Here is a 1,327-nt window from a genome sequence, read left to right as displayed (position 1 = left end):
GAAGGGAAAAGCAGCCAATGACCTAGCCAAGAAGGCGGTTGATAATGCTTTAAATGCAATTTTGGCTGATCAGCAAGCAAGAGCGCGTAATGTACCAGAATGTGCAGAAGCTTTTCTTTCAAAAGCGTGGAGTAGGGTGCTTAATTACACATACCTAAACGGTGGTGTCGACTCAGAGAGTTGGAAGGCTGAAATTGCCTTGGTTAAAGATTTGATTTGGACGGTGAGCCCAGACAAGGAGGAGCTTGATGTTCGAGGCAAGTTATTGAAAACGATTCCTCGTGTTATGAGGAAGTGTCGGGAGGGGCTCAATCGGATCATGTATGATCAGTTTGAGGCGAAAACCCTATTGGCCGATATCGAAGCTCAGCATGTTAATGTCTTGAATAACTTGCAAACATACGAAGAGTTTGCCAAGTCTGCAATGGACGATAACGCCATTGCTGAGTTGGTTCAGGATACGCTTGAAATTGAACAAGACTTTAACGATTTTAAGCAATCTAGCGTTGAAGCCGAAAAGCCGGTCAAGCCTGCGCCTAAAGCTGCCTCTAGAGAAACAAACTCCGACAGTAAACCTGTCTCACCCAGTGAGCAAGGCACCGGTGATAACGCAGAAACGGAATCAAGTGTCGAGCCTACGCGTGCCGAAACGGTTCTAGAAGAAGATTTGAGTGCTAGTGCGAGCGATTCCATTCTTGATGCATTTAGTAAGCAGGTGGAAAGAGCTAGCATTGGCACCTGGTTTGAGGTTTCAAAGGAAGGACGTCCTGAACGTTGTAAACTTGCTGCACACATTAAGGCTATTGATAAGTTTGTTTTCGTTAATCGATCCGGCATCAAAGTAATGGAGCAGGATAAAAGTGGTTTTGCATCCCTGCTAAGAAATGGAGAGCTTCAAGTTCTAAATGATGGTTTATTGTTTGATCGTGCCTTAGAATCGGTGATCGGGAGTTTACGCGGAGCTAACTAGGTATGAAAATTTGTAATGGTTGGTTGGCTGGTGCTCGGAAGTGCCCGTCACCCAATTATAATGAGCGCCCTCAAGCTGCGCCGATCAACTTACTAGTCGTTCATAATATATCATTGCCACCGAAGTCCTTCGGCAATAATTACATCGAGCTTTTTTTCCAAAACTGTTTGCCAGTTGGTGAGCATCCGTATTTCGAGACAATTCGCGATCTTCAGGTCTCGTCACACTTCCTCGTTAAACGCAACGGAGAAATAGTCCAGTTTGTTTCCTGTAATGACCGTGCCTGGCATGCCGGACAGTCAAGCTTTTGTGGTCAGGAAAACTGTAATGATTTCTCGATAGGCGTTGAGCTGGAAG

Annotated in this window: 2 protein-coding genes; both read left to right on the top strand. The window is 45.3% G+C overall.

Going from position 1 to position 1,327, the window contains the following annotated elements; all coding sequences use genetic code 11:
• The coding region (locus A3766_RS23905; RefSeq protein ID WP_156509096.1) for a DUF1631 family protein at positions 1–970 on the top strand (970 nt) is incomplete at its 5' end.
• A 2-nt stretch (positions 971–972) separates the two neighbouring features.
• The coding region (gene ampD, locus A3766_RS23900; protein WP_082907200.1) for a 1,6-anhydro-N-acetylmuramyl-L-alanine amidase AmpD at positions 973–1,327 on the top strand (355 nt) is incomplete at its 3' end.

This window comes from Oleiphilus sp. HI0132, assembly GCF_001635845.1.
This window is presented reverse-complemented; position numbering and strand designations above follow the sequence as displayed.